Genomic DNA, 16,123 nt, shown 5'->3' on the forward strand with positions numbered 1-16,123 from the left:
CCCCTGCGCGCGTCTTCGCATCGAGATGCCGGCGCGCGACGGATACACCAGGAACACCCCACGTCGTCCACGGCGCAGTGGCGGAGGGGGGGCGCGGCTGGCGCAGGGTGCGTGCACGCGCGGCGCGCCGACACGGGAACGAACGCGCTCGGACCAGTCCGATGGTGGCGGGCGCGGGGCTCTGCAACAATGCACGGTCGGCCGCGATGCCCCGTTTCCGCCGGCCGTGCGCGTGCATTCGTTCCGCAGCGCGTTGTGCGCCGCCGGCATTCCCGATCGTTCTCTCGTCCATGCTCCGGATTTCCACGCTGTTCTTCGCCGCCGCACTGTGTTTCGCGGCACTGCCGTCGGCCCATGCCGACGACCGCGCACGCTGGCCGGATAGTCTCGACGGCCGGCCGCGTGTCGGCGTCCAGGTGAAGATCCAGTCGTTTACGCCCGACGATGCGCTGCAGATTCGGCAGACCGGCTTCGACTTCGTCCGCTTCGGCGTATGGACCGACCGTCTCGATCGTCCGGACTATCGCCGCCAGCTCGACGACGCATTCGCGGCGGCGCGCTCGACTCACCTGCCGGTGTTGCTGACCGTGCGCACGCTCGCGCCGTTCGGGCGAGCGGACGGGCAGCGCGACACGAAGACGGACCGCGCCTCGCTCGCGGCTGCCGGTGCCCGCCTCGCCGGCACGGTGACGCGGCTCGCCGCCCAATACGGCCACGCGCTGGTGGCGGTCGAGCTCTGGAACGAACCCGACCTGGGCCGCTATTGGCCGACCGGCGATGTCGTGCACACGTTTCCGCCGTTTGCCGAAGGGCTGTGCCGCGGCCTGGTCGCGCGCCGGCCGGACATTCCGGTCGTCGGCTTCGGATTCGCCCGCCCGCCGCTGCCTGGCAGCGTGCCCGACCGTCTGCTGGCCGGCGTGTACGCCGCCGCACCGGCCTGTCTCGACGCCGTGTCGTACCACGCGTACGGCATGACGCCGATGCAGATCCGCGATGCCGCGCACGGCATCCGTGCACGCTACGGTCTGCCGGCACTCGTGACCGAAGACGGTGCAGCGTCGATGGGCGTCGATGGCAACGAGCGGCAAGCGCGACGTCTGCGCACGCTGCTCGACGCACGCGCGACGCTCGGCACGCCTCTGTTGTCGATCTACGAATGGGCCGATACCGCGAACGCGAACGATGCGGCGCAGCGCAGCTACGGGCTCGTGCGTGCGGACCGGTCGCCGAAGCCCGCGCTCGATGCGGCCCGCGCGTTGCTGCGCGCGACGGCGTCGAAGCCGTAGCCGCCCGTCAAGCCGGCCCGCGCGTACGGATCGTCCACAGCACGACGGCGAACAATGCGACGCTGGACAGGTGCCGCAGATAGCTGCCGAGATCCGGCTCGAACAGCATCGATACCGCGACATGGCCGAGCAGCAGGCACGCGAGCAGTTCGCCGTTGCAGGGCAGGCCGTTCGTGCGTTCACCGGTGCGCTGCGTCGGCGCGCGTCGCCACGCGGCGCCGAGGAACAGCGCGACCAGCGCCTGCATCGCGAATCCCTTCGGATCGAACGAGAACAGCACCGGCAGGTTGAGCCGCACGAGCGAATACGCATAGTTGCCCGCGAAATGGATGAACGAATCGGGCGGGAACGGGTTGTAGAAACTCGTGCGCGCGCCGAACGGCGACGCATACACGAGATAGTCGACCGCGAGGTCGCGCGGCTGCTGAAGCAGCGTATAAGCGGCATTCGGCAGCGCGACGAGCACGGCCGCGACCAACAGCGCCCCGGCCAGCCTCGGCAGTGCCGATACCCGGCGCCACACCCATGCCGCAAGCGCGATCGCGACGATCAACGCGAAGTAGCTGCGGATCGTCGCCGCGTAGCCGAGATACAGCAGCACGGCGATCATCATCGCCCCCGCCGTGCCGCGTACGCGCGCAGCGGCGAGGACGACGATCGACATCGCGACGACGAGCGTGTCCTTGCTCGCGACGAACAGGTTGAAGAACAGGCACGGCGCAATCAACGCGAGATGGGCAGCCAGCGCGCCGAGCCGCCGTGTCGCGCGCAACGCGATCCAGATCGTCGCGACGCCCAGCGCGACCACGAATACGGCCGTGCCGGCGCCGCCGAGCGCTTGGTACAGCTTGCCGACCGCATCGAACGATGAGCCGTCGTAGGTCGAGCCGCCGCCGATCTGCGTCTGGATCTTGTCCGCGTCGCGGAAGATGAATTCCGGCAGCAGCACGCGCGCGTTCGCATAGACGCCGACGTACAGCAGCGCGAGACACGCGGCGATCGTGTCGCGCAAGCCGCGGCTCAGCAGCGGACCGCTCGCGATCAGGTTACGCAGCATCGGCCGCTCCGGGCCGGGTGGCGCGGCGCGCCGTCGGGGCGCGAGACGACACGATCCACGCGAGCCACGCGGCCACCGCGATGCTCGCGACGAGATGCGCGACGGCCGCGCCGATCGCGCGCCCGTCATGCACGAGTGCGATCGTCATCGGGACGCACGCGAGCGTCAGAACGGCCATCACGCCGGCGACCACGCGGCCTGCCCTCAACGCGACGGCGGCGGCCCACAGTACGTCGCAGATCGCGCGCAGCACGAACGACAGCAGCAGGATCGCGAGGAGGACGGTTGACGGCAGGTCGCCGCCTTCGTGCGCGAGCCGGAACAGCCACGGATGCACCGTGACGATCGCGAGCGCGGTCGCACCGGTCAGGATCGCCGACCCGCGCAGCGCCCGCGCGAGTTCGCTGCGAAATGCCCGCGGTGCGCTTCGCGGACTGTCGAGCGCACGCACGAGACGCGGCGCGGCGACCGCCGCGACGGTGGCCGACGCGATCGTCTGAATCGCGTTCGCGATCGACCATACGAACACGTAGCGGCCGAGTTCGCTCGCGTCGAGCATCGCGGACGCGACGAAACGTTCGAGATACTGCAGCACCGACAGCAGCAGCAACGCGACGAAGAACGGCGCGCCGCTGCGCCAGACCGTCGCGAGCGGCAAGCGCGTGGCCGATAGCGCGGGCATCGCCGGCAGCCGGCTAGCCGCACCCGATATCAGCAGCCCGCCGAGCGCGACGACGAGCACGTCGCCGGCGAGCCAGATCGCGAACACGCCGTCGATCGACTCGACCACGCGCGCCGCGAGTGCGGCGACCGCGACGCCGGCCCACGCGCCGGTCCGCACGAACAGCAGCCACGACGCCGCGCGGACGCGATGCAGCGAGAACAGCCATGTATTGACCTCGAGCGCCGCATGTTCGGCGCATGCGACGAGCATCACCAGCGCGAGCGGCACGTCGGCCAGCGCGCCTGCCCGCGGCAGCCCGAAGAACGCGCCGACTGGCAGCGCGGCCGCGCCGCACAGCACGGCATAGACGCCCGCATACAGTACCGACAGCCGCATGCAGGCCCGGATCGCGTCGCGCGGATCGGGGCCGGCGAGCCGGCGGTTGATTTCGGTGCTGAAGCCGAGCCCGAGCACCTTCGATCCGACGACCGATACCGCCAGCGCGACACCATAGACGGCGACCGCATCGAAGCCGAGCATGCGCGCGGCGACGATCGTCAGCACGAACTTCAGCCCGAGCGCGGCGATCCGCAGCGCGAGGCGCGACGAGGCGGCCTTCATCGTGCGGCTCCGTCGTAGAGCGCGGCCCTCAGCGCGGTGACGATCCGGTCACGCTCGCGGCCGAGCCGCACGATGCCGGTGTCGGTCTGCGCCCAGAAGCGGCGCAGCGCATCGGGCGCGAACAGCGTGTCGCATACCGCATTCGCATCGAAATCGGCGGCGTTCGCGACCCAGTGGCCGACGCCGAGATCGGCATACGCGCCGAACCCCTTGCGCTCGTAGCTCAGGTGGTAGGCCGGCACGCCGTGCAGGATCGACTCGAGCGCGCCGTGCAGGCGCACGGAGACGACCGCGTCGGGCGTGTCGCGGGCGAGCACGTCCTTCAGCGTGCGCGTGTCGTCGAAGCCGCGTTCGCGATAGTACGCGGCGTCGTCGTTGCCGCGCCCGGTGCTTTGCACGGCGAACGTGATACGACAGAACGCGCCGAGCCGTTCGATCAGCGCTTCCGTCTGCGCGTGGTAACGCGCGCATTGCGCGGCGCTCCACGCGGGCGGACGGCGCAGCACCAGCGCGATATGGTCGGGGCGGGCCGGCGGCACATGCGCGTGCTCCCGCTGACCGGCCGCACGCCGGCCGAATTCGAGCACCGCGAGATCGGGCGCTCGCCGCGTGTTCGGATTGGCGGCGAGCAGCGCCATCGAGCGGTCATCGCGTACGAACACGGTGTGGAAGCCCGCAAGCAGCGACGTCAGATGGGCGGCGAGCATCGCATTGCCGGCGGCCGGGCCGATGCTCTGCGGCAGGTAGACGGCGGGCTTGCGCGCCGCACGAGCCGCACGCATCTGCATGAGATGCCCGGCTTCGAGCTTGAGCGCCTCGACGCTGTTGCGCGCGCGCAGGTAGCCGCCGCCGACGCCGACGATCAGGTCGACCTGTTTCAGCAGGCCGCGCAGGTCGGCCAGTGCCGGATTGGCGCCGACGGGCAGCGCGGCCATCGCCGCGCCGATCAGCCGCCCGGCGCCGCCGGCAGCGAGCACGGGCGCGGGCCGCACGTCCGGATGACCGGGGAACGATGCGGGATCGGCCGCGACGACTGACACGCGGGTGTCCGTGCCGAACGCGCCGCGCAGCAACGCGACCGACAGTTCGACGAGCAACCCGTCGCCGGCGTTGCGTGCGCTGTACGCGTGCAGCAGGGCCACGTGAACGGGGCGGCTCATCATGCGTTCTCCCGGAGCAGGTCGCGATAGACGGCGAGCGTGCGATCGACCATTGCCTCCGCCGAAAAATGGGGGTAGGCGCGGGCGCACTGATCGCGCATCAACCGGTGCGCGGCCGGGTGCTCGACGAGGCGGCCGACCATCGATGCGAACGCGGTCGGGTCGTCGCTGTTCGATACCGTCAGCCCGACGCGATGTTCGGCAATCAGCTCGGTCGCGCCCGACACCTGCGTGGCCACGATCGGCACCTGTGCGGCGACGGCTTCGAGGCACACGTACGGAAAACCTTCGTAGCGGCTCGGCAACGCGAGCAGGTCGAACGCGGAGAAGTAGCGGCGCGCCGCGTCGACGCGGCCCGCGACGCGCAGGTTCGCCGGCAGGTCGTGCGCTTCGTCGCCCGCGGCCCGGTCGAAATCGCCGGAGCCGATCGCGACGACCTGCACGCGGTCGCCGAAGCGTTCGTCCAGTACGCGCGCGATCCGCACGAGGCGGTCGACACCCTTCTGATGATCGAATCGCCCGACGAACCCGACGACGAACGGGTGATCGGCCAACCCGAGCGCGATCCGTGCCGCCTGGCGCGCGAGCAGCGCCGGCGGCGTGACGCCGTTCTCGACGAGCCGGATGCGGCCGCGCGCGATGCCGAGCGCATGCAGGTGATCGGCTTCGTCCTGCGACACGGCGATCACCGCGTCCGAGCACGCGTTGCCGAGCACGCGCTCGATGCCGCCGTAGAACGCGCGCTTCGCGGGCGACAGCGTCGGGTTCAGCGTATAGACCGCATGCGGCGTATAGACCTGCTGCCATGGCCCGCGGCACAGGCGCGCGAGCGCGCCGGCTTTCGAGCTGTGGCTGTGCACGATGTCGGGCCCGATCCGGCGCAACAGCCGGCGCAGCGCAAGTACGCCGCGCAGGTCGTGGGCGCCGACCGCGCGCTGCAGCGGCAGCCGGTGGAACGTCTTGCACTGCGCGGCCGCGCCGGCCAGCATCGCGTCGTCGAAGCGTTCGCCGCGCGGCGCGATCAGGTGGATTTCCGCGTGTCCGCGTGCGTGCAGCCCGGCGATCAGGTCGGTCAGGTGGACGGCGACGCCGCCGCCGGCCGCTTCGACGACGAGCGCGATGCGCAGCGGCGGCGCGGCGGTCGCCGGGGGCGCCGGCGGGTTCGTATCGGGTTGAAGGGTCACGCGATCGTCGAGTGAAGGCGCGAATGCGATGTCGCTCATGCGGACCTCCGCAGCAGACGTTGAAGTGCCGCGCGTAGGCGGGCGAGGTGCGTACAGCGCTGCGTGTCGCACGTGTAGCGGTAGGCTTCGTAGCGATAGCCGCCGTATTTCGAGCCGAAGGCCGATGCGCCCGCGCGCGGATCGAGGCCGTTCAGCACGACGCCGGGCTGTGCGTCGGACCGCTGCGGCAGGCGTTTCGCGGCTTCGACGAGTTCGCCGGCCCGCGTCGAGCCCGCGCGTGCGACGAGCAGCGTCGCGTCGGCATGGGCGCCGAGCCAGGTCGAGTCGGTGGCGGCGAGCAGGGGAGCGGAATCGACGATGACGAGGTCGTAGCGCGCGCGCAGCGACGCAAGCAGCGCGCCGAGGCCGGCCTGCTGCAGCAGCGCGGTCGGCGCGGGCGGCAGTTCGCCGGTCGGCAGGAGATCGAGATTCGGCGCGACGTTGCGCTGGATGACCTCGTCGGCGCTCGCATGGCCGCCGAGCAATGCCGCGAAGCCCGCGCCGCGTGCGAGTCCGAAGTACTGGTGCAGGTAGCCCTTGCGCAGGTCGCCGTCGATCAGCAGCACGCGCCGGCCGCTCGCCGCGTGCACCGCCGCGAGGTTGACCGACACGAACGACTTGCCGGTGCCGGGTGCGGGACCCGTGACCAGCACGAGCGGATGCGCGCAATCGGCGAGCGCGAAATGCAGCGCGGTTTGCAGGCTGCGCAGCCCTTCGATCGCCGGCTCGTACGGATCGTCGTAGGCGAGCACATGCCGGCCCGTGTCGTGTTGCTCGATCGCACGCATCAGCTTGCGCTGGCGGGCGGCCGCAGGCAGCACCGCACGCACCGGCAGCGACGTGTGGCGTTCGATCTCGTCGACGGCGGTCAGGCCGCCGTACAGGAATTCGCGCGCGAACGCGGCGATCAGCCCGAGCGCGAGGCCGGCGAGCGCGGCGGCGGCGATCACGACCGGCCGGTTCGGCCGCACCGGATCGGCCGGCGCGACGGCCGCATCGACCACGCGCACGCTCGCCGTCCTGCCGGCCTGCACGAGTTCGAGCTGCTGGGTGTTGTTCAGCAGCGCGGTGTACAGGTCCGCGTTCACCTTCACGTCCAGGCGGGCGCGCACTTCCTCGCTTTGCTGCGCGGGCAGCCGCGCGATGCGCGCGTCAAGCGCGCCCTGCTGGCGCTTCAACGTCGCGAGCTGCGCGTCGAGCGCGGCCATGTCGGGGTGCGTCGGCAGGAAGCGGCGCGACAGTTCGTCGTGCTTCTGCTGCAGTTCGAGCACGCGCGTCTGCAGGTCGGCGCCCTGCTGCAGGACGACCTTGCCTTCTTCCTCGAGATCGACCGAGCTGGTGCGGCTGCGCAGGGTCGCGTAACGCGTTTCCGCGCGCTCGAGCTGACCTTTCACGATCGGCAGCTGCTCGTTCAGGAACGCGAGCGATTGCGCGGCCTCGGCCGTGCGGCGCGCGATGTTCTGTTCGACGTAACGGTTGGCGATCGCGTTGAGCGTAGCGCTGATGTCGACGGGATCGTGGCCGCGCAGCGATGCGACGAGCACGCCCGATTGCTTCACCTTCTCCTGGACGTCGAGCGCATTGCGCAGCGTGTCGATCGTTTCCGCGCGCGATTGACGCACCAGCGTGAAGCGCGTGCCGGGCAGCGCGTCGAAGCCGGTGATGTCGATGTGCAGCGGGCCGTGGCGCGTGTCGAAGGTTTCCGCGCGGCCGATCGTGCCGACCGCATCGGCCTTCATGTCCGAGCCGGTGAGCCGGTAACGCGTGGCGTCGAGCCGCACGACCTGGAACGTGTCGCCTTCCGCACGCGTCGGGACGTCGAAGCGCACGACGTCGATCCACTCCTGCCCCCATGCGTAGCCGCCGAAGCCGAACAGGCCCGGCTTCACCGCGCCGTCGTTGAAGCGCGCGACGAACGCGCCGATCACCGGCACGCGTGCGGGCGTCGCGACGATATAGGCGCGCAGGTCTTCCACCGCGCGCGTGACGACGAGCCGCGACGACAGGATCTGCGCCTCGGCCGACGCGGGCGACGCGACGTTGAAGAACGACGCGGCGTCGCCGAGCAGGTTCTTCGATGCGGCGTCGGTCGCATCGTCGGTCTGGATCATCAGGTCGGCCTGGTAGGTCGGCGGCGCGACGAACGCATACAGCGCGCCGGCGGCGACGCAGGCCGCCGTGATCGACGCGATCGTCCAGCGTGCCTGGCGCAGGACGTCGAGCACGCGGATCAGGTCGATCTCGCGTTCGGGAGAAGCGGAACTCGTCATGGCTGGGATTCGGAGAAAGAGGCGGTGACGTGCGGCCAGCGCGCGGCGAGCCGCGGTAGCCAGCTGCCGACCGCGAGATCGATCAGCGCCGCGCAGCGCACGAAATCGTCGCGCGTGCCGCGATAGGGATCGGGGACGTCGAGGCCGAGCGGCGCACCGTCGGCTATTCGCGCGTATTCGCCGAGACGGAACACGCGGCCGCGCAGGAACGGGTGACGCGCTTCGAGCACGCGGCGCTGCTTGCCGTCCATCACGAAGATCAGGTCGGCCTGCGCGCACAGCGCGGCCGTCACCGGCCGGGCCGCGTGCGCGTCGAGGCTCAGCCCGCGCGCGGCGGCCATGTCGCGGGCCAGCGGGTCGGCCGGGCGGCCGTTCGGCGGCGCGAGGCCGGCCGAGCCGGTCCGCGCGTGCGGCAGCTTCGCCGCGAGCAGGGCGGCCGCGAGCGGGCTGCGGCACACGTTGCCTTCGCAGACGACGAGCAGGAACGGGGGCGGGTTCGGCATCATTTCGTGGCGATCCCGGCGGCGACGCCCGTGTTCACGCTGGGCAGCAACAGGCTCAGCACGCGGCTGATGCGGACGAGCCCGTTGCCGTCGACGTAGACGATGTCCTTCGGCTCCAGCTCGAACTGGTTCGCGAGCACCATCGCGACGGGCGAGCGCGCGTCGAGATGGAACACCGTCGGCGTGCGGCCCTGCGCGCCGCGGATCACGAACATCTGCGCGGCATCGGCGGTATTGGAATTGATGCTGCCGGCTTGCAGCAGCGCGTCGCTCAACGTCAGGCGGCCGTCGCGCTTCGGCAGCGCGAGCATCGGGCGGTTCACCTCGCCCATCACGTACACGCCGTTGCTGTCTCGCGCACCGACGCGCAGCAGGTCGCCGCCGCGCAGCACGATGCGCGACGGGTCGCGGTGGCGTTCGATCAGGCGCGCCAGGTCGATGCGCACGGGCGTGCCGTCGCGCACGATCGTCACGTCGCTCTGATCGGCGCCCGGCGTGAAGCCGCCGGCGCGCGCGATCGCGTCGGCGAGCGTCATCGGCACGTCGTTGACGGGCAGCGCGCCCGGCGTGTGGACTTCGCCGTCGACGTACACCTGCTGCGAACGGAATGACGCGATGCGCAGCGTGACCTGCGGCTCGCGGTAGAGCTTGCCGAGCGCCTGCTTCACGCGCGCCTGCGCGTCGGCGGCGGTCAGCCCGGCGACCTTCAGCACGCCGGCATACGGGAACGTCAGGTTGCCGCGATCGTCGACGACGAAGCCGGCAACCGGGTCGGCCGACCGCGGCGGCGTCTGCTGTGCGCCGCCTTGGGCTGCCGCGAGTTCCGGGTGATCCCACACGGTGATCTGCAGCACGTCGCCCGGCCCGATCCGGTAGGCCGACGACGCGCGCGATGCGGCCGGCGTGTCGAACGACGCCGCGGCCGCATCGCGGGCCGCGCGCTGCCGCGCGATCAGCGACGGATCGATGTCGACGATCGGCGGCGTGGCGACGGCATCCCCGCCCGCGGGCTGCGCACGAACCGGCGTGCCGGCCGTGGTCGATGCGGCCGCGGCGCGTGCTTCGGCCACGCGCGAGTCGGCCGCGGCCGGCGCGGGCGCGCCGTCCTCCGGCGTGTCGGCGAGCCAGCCGAGATACGACGTGTTCATCTTCATGCCGGGCGCGAACGCGCATCCGGACAGCGCTACGCAGGCCGTCAGGACGAGCGCGAGCGCACCGTGGCGGCGCGCGGCCGCCGATGCGATCGAGGGTGTCATGAGTTCCTTCCAGTTGCGCCGCGCGTCGGGAGACGGCGGCGGCGCGGGAGCGGGTCTGCCGAAGCAGGGGCCGCCGGGTCAATCGAAGCAGCCGCGGCGGCGATGCCGCTGCGGCGAACGGCATGCGCCGTTCAGTACGCGTTGGGATGCACGATCCCTTTCAGCACCGTCGCGCCGATGATTCGCAGGTCGAGCGCGAACGACCAGTTGCGCAGGTAGTACAGGTCGTACTCGACGCGCGACTGCATGCTTTCGAGCTGTTCGGTCGCGCCGCGCAGCCCGTTGACCTGCGCCCAGCCGGTGATGCCCGGCTTGATCCGGTAGCGATGGATGTAGCCGTCCACGAGCGTGCGGTACTGCGCGTCGTGTTCCACCGCATGCGGACGCGGACCGACCACCGACATGTCGCCGAACAGCACGTTGATGAACTGCGGCAGTTCGTCGAGGCTCGTGCGGCGCAGGAACGCACCGACCTTCGTCACGCGAGGGTCGTTGCGGGTCGCCTGCTCGACCTTGCCCGGTTGCGCGGCATGCACGCGCATCGTGCGGAACTTGTAGATGTCGAACGTGCGGCCGTCGCCGCCGCGTCGCTTCTGCGTAAACATCACCGGGCCCGGCGAGCTCAGCTTGATCGCCGCGGCGATCGCGAGCAGCAGCGGCATCAACACGATCAGCACGGCAGTCGCGAATGCGCGATCGAATACCGCCTTCACCCACAGCGCGCCGCGCGACAGCGGCGGCGCGGCGAGCGAGATCGCCGGTTCGCCGAGGATTTCGTCGACCTGGCTGCCGAACAGCGCGTGCTGGCTCACGTCGGGCATCAGGCGCAGTTCGACGAAATCGTTGCGGAATTCGTCGATCACGCGCGTGATCGCGGCGTCTTCCGCGAGCGGCAGCGCGATCCACACTTCGTCCGCGCGCTGGCGGCGCGCGCATGCGGCAAACGATGCGAGATCGGTCGTGACGAGCGCGTCGCCGGCGAGCGTCAATTCGCGGCCGCCCGTGCAATACGCGCTGACGAGCCGGTAGCGCGTACTGCCGGCCGCGTCGAGCGACGCGACGATTCGCGCGAGGCGCTCGCCGCTGCCGACGACCGCGATGCGGGCGGGCGTCGCCGGCACGCGCAGGCTGCGCCGGCGCGCGATGCTCAGTGCGATCCGGAACACGACCAGCACGATCCCGACCTCGATCGTCCAGTCGAAGAACCACGTCAGCATCATCACGGTCGCGGTGGTCAGCGCGATCATCTTCAGGAACACGAAACCCTGAACGACGAGCCACAGCGCGAGCGTGCGGACCGCATAGCGCGTCGCTGGGCGCGGCCGCCCATCGAGACCGATGCCCGCCAGTCGCAGCAGGAACGCCGCGAGCAGCGCGCTCACGCCGATCAGCAGCCATTCGATCGCAAGCGCGTCGAGATTCCACAGTGAACCGTGGTGCGTGAGTACCGCGATCGCGACGATCGCCGCGACATCGACCATGCAGACGACGATCTCGCTGCGCGGCCCGTGCTTCTTGTTCATTTCATCCGCCATCCTTGCCGTTGCGCACCGTCCGGAATGGCGGTGCGTCCGCGTTCGTGCAACGCTCCGCAGAGCGGTCTGCTGCCCGGCGTGTTGCACGATGCGTTCGGGCAGTACGGCGAGTCTAGGAGCGATGACGGGGCGAGACCATCGGACTGCGGGCGGTCCGCAAGGGCACTTCGATCGGACTGCGCCTCAACGGGCTAGGACTCGCTCCCGATGACGTCAGGGATTGTCAAACCGCCTGTGGACAGGCGATTGGCACACGCTGTCGGAACGCTGTGGTGATGGCACCGACGACGGCGGCTCGCGATGCGGCGTCGTCATGCCGCCACCGACTGCGCGGCCAGCAACGGTGCGAGCGATCGGGCTTGCGGATGGCGGCCGATCGTTGCCAGCGCGTCGGCTTCGAGCCGGCGACGCTGCGCGGCATCGCGAACGAGTTCGGCGCAGGCATCCACCAGCGCGTCATACGGCGCCGCGCGGAAGCCGTTGGCGTAATCGGGATCGACCGACGTCGTCGGCGACACTTCGCCCACGATCGCCTTGCCGTTCGTCATCAGATAGAACGCGCGCACCACCTCGAAAATGTGCGACGCGTAGTGATGCAGATTCAGCACGACCTTCGCACGCGCGATGAACGCGTCGCGCTCGGCGCCGTAGATGCCGCCGCTGACGATCCCGACGTTCAGCCCGCGCGCCTGCAGCGCGTCGAGGATCGCCGCGCGGCGCGGGCCGATCGTGCCGTAAAACAGCACGTCGATATCCTGCTCGATGTCATCCGGAATGCGGCGCAGCTTCGGATGGAAACCGAGTTTCAGGTAGCGCGCATGCTCGATGCCGAGGCTATGCAGTTTCGCGAGATTGCGCGCGCTGTAATCCCAGGTTTCGTATCGCGATGCCCATCGATAGATGTTCCGGTTCCACGGCTGTTCGTCGACATGCAGCTGCTCGGTATTGACGACGATCGTGTCGTCCGGTACGTGCTCGGTCACGCCTGGATCGGCGAGATGGCAGCCGATCAGGATGTTCCGTGCATCGAACATCATGGTGTTCTCGTTGAAGTGAACCGCGTGGCCGAGATCTTCGAGCCCGTACGCGATCGCCTCGGCGAGTTCCGTGAAGGCGCCCGAATGCGCGTAGCCGGGCGGGCGAACGAGGCAGAGGTTGTAATCCATGACGAATCTCCTGTCGGGACGGCGACCGTCAGCCGGCCAGGCGGCGAAGATCGGCGGCGACCGCATCCATGACCGGCTGCCAGTCCGCGAACGTCGTCTGCCGATACAGCGACGCACTCGGGTAGAACGGGCTGTCGCGGCGGTCGTGCTGCCAGACCCAGTGCGGGTTCGCATCGAGCAGCACCCACGTGCGCTGGCCGAGCGCGCCGCTCAGGTGTGCGGCCGACGTGCAGACGGTGATCACGAGATCGAGTGCGCCGACGAATGCGGCGGTGTCGTCGACCGTGCGCCATTCGCGCGTGCAGTCATTCACGACGAAACCGGCCGCGCGGGCGGCTTCGATGTCGTGCTGCGCGCCCGGTTGCAGCGAGTAGAACGCGACGTCCTGCTGCAGGCCGCCGAACGCTTCGGTAAAACGCTCGAGGCCGACGCGGCGAAAGCGGTTGCGCTGGTGCGACAGACTGCCCGTCCACGCGAGGCCGACCTTCAGCCGCTTTTCGCCCGCGAGCGCTGTGCGCCACGCATCGGTGGCTGCCGGGTCGGCGTGGAGGTACGGCGCCGTCGTGGCGAGCGCGTCGCCGTCGAGGCCGAGCATTCCGGGGATGCTCATCAGCGGCAGCTCGACATCGAATGCGGGCAGATCCTCGATGCGCGTGCTGGTGTCGAACACGTCGACATGCGTTGCCAGGCTGCGCCCGAACAGGTCGCCCATCACCGGAAACGCATTCCACACGATCCGGCCGCCGTCGCGATGCACGCGTTCCGCAAGCAGCGGCATGTAGCGGCAGAATTGCAGTGCGTCGCCGAGACCCTGTTCGCCCCACACGAGCAGCGTCTTGCCCTTCAGCGATTCGCCGCGCCAGCGCGGAGCGGCAAACGCCGGCAGTTTGCCGCGCAGTTCGGCCGAGCCTTCCCAGCGCGCTTCGTAATGGGGCCAGCCCGACGCGAAGTCGCCGCGCGCAAGCCGGAGCAGCGACAGATTGTGGCGATACGTCGGGTTGTGCGGCGCGAGTTCGACGGCGCGTTGCGCGTGCGCCTCGGCCTGGCCCCACCATTGCGCTTCCTTCATGGCCGTCGCCGCGTTGTTCGCGGCCAGCGCGCTGTCGGGCGCCAGCGCGACCGCACGGGTGGCCGCGCGCAATGCGCCATCGAGATCGAAACGGTCGATGCGCGTGACGACCGCATTGATCCACGCGCGTGCGTCGTCGGGGTCGTCGTCGAGCGCGCCTTCGATGAGCGCGAACTCCAGATCGGGATCGCCTTCCGTCAGCCGGATCGCGAGCGCGAGATTGTTCTTCAGCGACGGCCACGCCGGCGCGAGTTCGAGTGCGCGGCGATAGGGCGCGATCGCATCCGCGTGGCGTCCCGCCATCTGCATCGCGTAGCCGCAGTTGAATGCCGCTGCCGGCGAGTCCGGACGCAGTTTCCAATGGGCGGCGGCCAGATGGGCGGCGCTCGCCGTTTCACCGCGATCGATCAACGTTTGCGTGGCGGTGGCGACGGCGTTGTCGTCGATATCGACCGAGGCGGCATCGGCTCGCGTGGCGAGCGTCGTGTCGTCGGTGTCGGCGAGCGTGGGCGTGTCGTGGGGCGTGATCTGCATGTCGGGGCTCCGGGGGGGCCGGCCGCGTTCGAGGCAGCGGCCGGTGGCGGGGTTTGTCGTGAGGGCGCCAGCGGCTTGCACGCATGGGCACAAGCAGCATGGCGCCGGCTTGACGTCCACTTTATGGATCCGCACTCGGCAACTGAATAAGACCAGTCCGAATCGACGAGGCCCCGCGATGCGTCCCCCGGTCACGAACGCGCCGTTCGGTCACGTTTGTAGTCCCAGTCCTATTTTTGGGTTCGCCGTTCGCCAATAAGACTCGTCTGATAGAGATCGCGTGCAGCGATCTTTGTAATACGCAGTATTCCGGCCGACGTCGTTCGGCAACTATCAGACAGGGAGTACTGACGATGAGCGCAGCAGATTTTCTGGTGAAAGGCACCGTGATCGGGATGGTCGCGAGCGCGGCCACGGTCGGGATGGTCCACGTGGCGGTCGAGTTCGGCACGCGTTGGTCGTCGAGCGGGATGGTCGTGACGACGGCGACCGCCTTGCTGATGGCGATGCTGCTGCTCGTGCCGCCGCTCGTTACCGCATGGCGGAACCGCAAGGACGTGGTCGATCCGCTCTACGAGCCGGCGGCATTGAAGCCGACGCTGCAAGGGCGGACGATCGGCATTGTCGTCGGCATCGTGTTCGGCATCTCGATCGTGACGGGGTGGTGACGATGTCGATGCCCGTTACCGATCTTCGCGACGCAACCATGGCGCCGGTACGCGCTTCCGCCGTCGATGTGCCGTCCGTCTGCAACACGCTTCGCGTGATCTCGCTGCAAGGCGAGCGTGGCCGCCGCGACGCGTTTCGTGCGAACAATCCGACGCTCGCATTCGAATTCGTCGACGCGGTCGACGGCCGTGCGCTCTCGGACGACGATATCGCGCGAAGCGGCCTGTTCGCGCCGGCGCTGCCGTACACGCGCGGCGCGATCGGCATCGCGATGACCACGCATCGCCTGTGGACCGACATTGCCGCAGGCAACGAGCTCGTGACGATCGTCGAGGACGACGCGATCTTCCGCCCGGACTTCGACGAGACGGCGATGCAGTTCCTCGCCGCCCATGCCGGCCGTTACGACTTCGTCGCATGGGGCTACAACTTCGACTCGATCCTGCGCGGTGCGATCTTCAACAGCCGCGCGCCGGTGACGATGCGCTTCGACGAAGCGGCGCTCGCGCAGGCCGTCGACGATTTCCGCACCGACCGCGGGCCCGTGCTCGTGATGGACCTGCTCGAGTTCTACGGGATCTGCGCGTACACGATTTCTCCGGCCGGCGCGCGGTTCCTGCTCGACCATTGCTTTCCGCTGCAACCGGAGACGCTGTTCTCGCACGGGCTCGGCCGCACGCTGCCGAACTACGGGATCGATGTCGCGATGAACAAGTTCTATGGCGCGATGCGCAGCGTCGCCGCCTTTCCGCCGCTCGCCGTGACGATGAACGCGCGCGAGACGTCGACGATTCAACGGTGACGCCGTGCGGAATAGGACCAGGCTGATTGTGCAGACGCCGTATGCGCTTCGACAATGCGAAGGTCGGGCAACTGCATGGTACGCGCCCGATACCTCGTATCCGAAGCCATGCTTCGTTGGACGCGCTGCCCGTTCGCCGGGCAGCGCATTTTTCTCCGCGCGAGGCCGACGCGAGCGGCGTTGCCGGCGCGGCCCGGTCAGGATGGCGCGAGGTGAATGCCTTGCGGCGACCGGTGGGCTCGGTCGCGTCTGCACCGTTCGGGTCGCAGGTTGGGAGAACGCTGCCACATGCGAGCGCAGGGCATTCA

General features: G+C 69.7%; 13 protein-coding genes. 3 read left to right on the plus strand and 10 right to left on the minus strand.

All coding sequences use genetic code 11. From position 1 onward, the window contains the following. Positions 1 to 290: 290 nt before the first annotated feature. Positions 291 to 1,286, plus strand: a complete 996-nt coding sequence (locus A9Z05_RS07750) for a beta-xylosidase (protein WP_069617612.1) — start codon at positions 291 to 293, stop codon at positions 1,284 to 1,286. 7 nt (positions 1,287 to 1,293) lie between these two features. On the opposite strand, the gene A9Z05_RS07755 is transcribed toward A9Z05_RS07750, so the two are convergent. The 10 genes from A9Z05_RS07755 to A9Z05_RS07800 form a co-directional block, all read right to left on the minus strand. After that, entirely contained in the window at positions 1,294 to 2,343 is a 1,050-nt protein-coding gene (locus tag A9Z05_RS07755; protein WP_069617582.1) for a hypothetical protein, read from the minus strand. Further along, positions 2,333 to 3,628, minus strand: coding sequence for a lipopolysaccharide biosynthesis protein (locus A9Z05_RS07760; RefSeq protein ID WP_069617583.1), 1,296 nt, complete (start codon positions 3,626 to 3,628; stop codon positions 2,333 to 2,335). The genes A9Z05_RS07755 and A9Z05_RS07760 overlap by 11 nt, the downstream gene beginning before the upstream one ends. Then, positions 3,625 to 4,788 (minus strand): polysaccharide pyruvyl transferase family protein, encoded by a 1,164-nt coding sequence (locus A9Z05_RS07765; RefSeq protein WP_069617584.1) that lies wholly within the window; start codon positions 4,786 to 4,788, stop codon positions 3,625 to 3,627. Before A9Z05_RS07765 ends, A9Z05_RS07760 begins: the two co-directional genes overlap by 4 nt. After that, positions 4,788 to 6,011 carry a glycosyltransferase family 4 protein gene (locus A9Z05_RS07770; protein ID WP_069617585.1) on the minus strand — a complete coding sequence of 408 codons (1,224 nt, stop codon included), beginning with the start codon at positions 6,009 to 6,011 and terminating at the stop codon, positions 4,788 to 4,790. The genes A9Z05_RS07765 and A9Z05_RS07770 overlap by 1 nt, the downstream gene beginning before the upstream one ends. Beyond that, positions 6,008 to 8,281 carry a polysaccharide biosynthesis tyrosine autokinase gene (locus tag A9Z05_RS07775; RefSeq protein WP_069617586.1) on the minus strand — a complete coding sequence of 758 codons (2,274 nt, stop codon included), beginning with the start codon at positions 8,279 to 8,281 and terminating at the stop codon, positions 6,008 to 6,010. Before A9Z05_RS07775 ends, A9Z05_RS07770 begins: the two co-directional genes overlap by 4 nt. After that, positions 8,278 to 8,784 (minus strand): low molecular weight protein-tyrosine-phosphatase, encoded by a 507-nt coding sequence (locus tag A9Z05_RS07780; protein WP_069617613.1) that lies wholly within the window; start codon positions 8,782 to 8,784, stop codon positions 8,278 to 8,280. The genes A9Z05_RS07775 and A9Z05_RS07780 overlap by 4 nt, the downstream gene beginning before the upstream one ends. Then, on the minus strand, positions 8,784 to 10,040 hold the full coding sequence (locus A9Z05_RS07785; protein WP_069617587.1) for a polysaccharide biosynthesis/export family protein: 1,257 nt from the start codon (positions 10,038 to 10,040) through the stop codon (positions 8,784 to 8,786). The genes A9Z05_RS07780 and A9Z05_RS07785 overlap by 1 nt, the downstream gene beginning before the upstream one ends. A 131-nt stretch (positions 10,041 to 10,171) precedes the next feature. Then, the gene (locus tag A9Z05_RS07790; RefSeq protein ID WP_069617588.1) at positions 10,172 to 11,563 is read right to left on the minus strand and encodes an undecaprenyl-phosphate glucose phosphotransferase; all 1,392 of its coding nucleotides are present in this window, start codon (positions 11,561 to 11,563) and stop codon (positions 10,172 to 10,174) included. 323 nt (positions 11,564 to 11,886) lie between these two features. Further along, positions 11,887 to 12,741, minus strand: a complete 855-nt coding sequence (locus tag A9Z05_RS07795; RefSeq protein ID WP_069617589.1) for a hypothetical protein — start codon at positions 12,739 to 12,741, stop codon at positions 11,887 to 11,889. 28 nt (positions 12,742 to 12,769) lie between these two features. Further along, a complete protein-coding gene (locus tag A9Z05_RS07800; protein ID WP_069617590.1) occupies positions 12,770 to 14,344 on the minus strand; it encodes a tetratricopeptide repeat protein in 1,575 nt (524 codons plus the stop codon). A gap of 353 nt (positions 14,345 to 14,697) precedes the next feature. Here A9Z05_RS07800 and A9Z05_RS07805 point away from each other — a divergent pair, with 353 nt between their 5' ends. Further along, positions 14,698 to 15,012: a hypothetical protein gene (locus tag A9Z05_RS07805; RefSeq protein WP_069617591.1), complete on the plus strand. Its 315-nt coding sequence runs from the start codon at positions 14,698 to 14,700 to the stop codon at positions 15,010 to 15,012. A gap of 2 nt (positions 15,013 to 15,014) precedes the next feature. Then, positions 15,015 to 15,815 (plus strand): glycosyltransferase family 25 protein, encoded by an 801-nt coding sequence (locus tag A9Z05_RS07810; protein WP_249190355.1) that lies wholly within the window; start codon positions 15,015 to 15,017, stop codon positions 15,813 to 15,815. Positions 15,816 to 16,123 lie beyond the last annotated feature (308 nt).

Origin of the sequence: Burkholderia sp. A2 (assembly GCF_001729305.1) — a bacterium.
Classification (GTDB): domain Bacteria; phylum Pseudomonadota; class Gammaproteobacteria; order Burkholderiales; family Burkholderiaceae; genus Burkholderia; species Burkholderia sola.

Coding starts and splice junctions, on each gene's coding strand:
- A9Z05_RS07750 (WP_069617612.1), top strand. CDS start 291: ATGCTCCGGATTTCCACGCTGTTCTTCGCCGCCGCACTGTGTTTCGCG.
- A9Z05_RS07755 (WP_069617582.1), bottom strand. CDS start 2,343: ATGCTGCGTAACCTGATCGCGAGCGGTCCGCTGCTGAGCCGCGGCTTG.
- A9Z05_RS07760 (WP_069617583.1), bottom strand. CDS start 3,628: ATGAAGGCCGCCTCGTCGCGCCTCGCGCTGCGGATCGCCGCGCTCGGG.
- A9Z05_RS07765 (WP_069617584.1), bottom strand. CDS start 4,788: ATGAGCCGCCCCGTTCACGTGGCCCTGCTGCACGCGTACAGCGCACGC.
- A9Z05_RS07770 (WP_069617585.1), bottom strand. CDS start 6,011: ATGAGCGACATCGCATTCGCGCCTTCACTCGACGATCGCGTGACCCTT.
- A9Z05_RS07775 (WP_069617586.1), bottom strand. CDS start 8,281: ATGACGAGTTCCGCTTCTCCCGAACGCGAGATCGACCTGATCCGCGTG.
- A9Z05_RS07780 (WP_069617613.1), bottom strand. CDS start 8,784: ATGCCGAACCCGCCCCCGTTCCTGCTCGTCGTCTGCGAAGGCAACGTG.
- A9Z05_RS07785 (WP_069617587.1), bottom strand. CDS start 10,040: ATGACACCCTCGATCGCATCGGCGGCCGCGCGCCGCCACGGTGCGCTC.
- A9Z05_RS07790 (WP_069617588.1), bottom strand. CDS start 11,563: ATGAACAAGAAGCACGGGCCGCGCAGCGAGATCGTCGTCTGCATGGTC.
- A9Z05_RS07795 (WP_069617589.1), bottom strand. CDS start 12,741: ATGGATTACAACCTCTGCCTCGTTCGCCCGCCCGGCTACGCGCATTCG.
- A9Z05_RS07800 (WP_069617590.1), bottom strand. CDS start 14,344: ATGCAGATCACGCCCCACGACACGCCCACGCTCGCCGACACCGACGAC.
- A9Z05_RS07805 (WP_069617591.1), top strand. CDS start 14,698: ATGAGCGCAGCAGATTTTCTGGTGAAAGGCACCGTGATCGGGATGGTC.
- A9Z05_RS07810 (WP_249190355.1), top strand. CDS start 15,015: ATGTCGATGCCCGTTACCGATCTTCGCGACGCAACCATGGCGCCGGTA.